The organism is Burkholderia sp. Bp9012, from assembly GCF_003853825.1.
Lineage (GTDB): Bacteria > Pseudomonadota > Gammaproteobacteria > Burkholderiales > Burkholderiaceae > Burkholderia > Burkholderia diffusa.
In genome coordinates, this window is the sequence record NZ_QTQA01000076.1 from 1 (window position 1) to 1,317 (window position 1,317).

General features: G+C 57.3%; 1 protein-coding gene. It reads right to left on the reverse strand.

Going from position 1 to position 1,317, the window contains the following annotated elements; all coding sequences use genetic code 11:
- Positions 1-225 precede the first annotated feature (225 nt).
- Entirely contained in the window at positions 226-1,245 is a 1,020-nt protein-coding gene (locus DIE11_RS35955) for an IS110 family transposase (protein ID WP_124489887.1), read from the reverse strand.
- Positions 1,246-1,317: the final 72 nt, after the last annotated feature.

Here is a 1,317-nt window from a genome sequence, read left to right on the forward strand (position 1 = left end):
ATATATGGACTGCTCCCAATAGCAAACGGAAGTTGACGGACACGGAAGTCGATTGCGTACATATATCCGGCGTCAGGGCAGAGCCCAGCGCCCAACTGGAATTCCGCGCGTGCAGGCCTCAACAACTGGAAGACCTCGGGGGCCGTTATAAAAATCAGGTTCCCTGCTCGCCGGATCGACCGGAGTGCCATTCGTCAATTCGTCAACGCATCGTTGGTGACATTGCTACACTGCTTTCTGATACGACTGGCCGGTTGCAAGCATCGACCAGATGACACGGGCCATCTTGTTCGCGATCGCCACGATGGCTCGATTTGCGCCTCGCCTGGCCTGCAACGCAAGAGCCCAGGCGTGCTTTCTGTCGTGTTTGGTTGGAGCAGTTCGGAGTACTGCGCGTGCACCGTGTATGAGCAAGGTCCGTAGATGTCGGTCGCCTCGCTTGCTGATGCCGAGGAGATGTGTTCGGTCACCGCTTGAGCTCTGACGGGGAACGAGGCCGAGCCAGGCAGCAAAGTGGCGGCCGTTCTTAAAGTCCTTTGGATCGGATACGGCAGCAACGATGGCGGTCGCCGTTTTGGGACCAACTCCTTCAATCTGCGCAATGCGCTGGCAGGTCTCGCTGGCCTTGAACACTGCATCGATACGTCTGTCGAATCCGGTGATGCGTTTGTCCAGTTCGCGCAACTGGTCCATCAGATCGGCCAGTATCTCGCGCGCGAGTGGCGTTAGGGCGTTCGTGATGTCTGCGACGATGGCCGGAATCTCCCGGCGCGCACGCGTGATCGATTGCGCGAATACGATGCCTCGCTCTGCGAGAATGCTGCGCATCTGACTCACCAGCCCGGTCCGATTGCTCACGAGGCGACTACGAGCGCGGTGAAGACTTTGAACATCTTGTTGCTCGACGGACTTGATTGGCACGAACCGCATTGATGGTCGCTGCAATGCCTCGCAGATCGCCTCAGCATCGTTGCCGTCAGTCTTGTTGCCCTTCACGAAAGGTTTCACGAATTGCGGGCTGATGAGTTTTACCGTGTGGCCTTGCTGCTGAAACTGCCGTGCCCAATGATGGGCGCTTGAGCAGGCTTCCATCCCGATAGTGCATGGTGCAAGTCGAAGAACCAGTTCAGTCAGTTGGGCGCGGCCAACGCGACGTCGCAGCACAAGCGTGCCTGCGGCATCCACGCCGTGCAGTTGGAAGACATTCTTTGCAAGATCGATGGCAAGGAACCGAATGATTTCCATGACGATACTCCTATGAACGGTAACGTCAGCAGTTACGATACGCCTGCCGGAGCAGTCCATACCATTAACTGG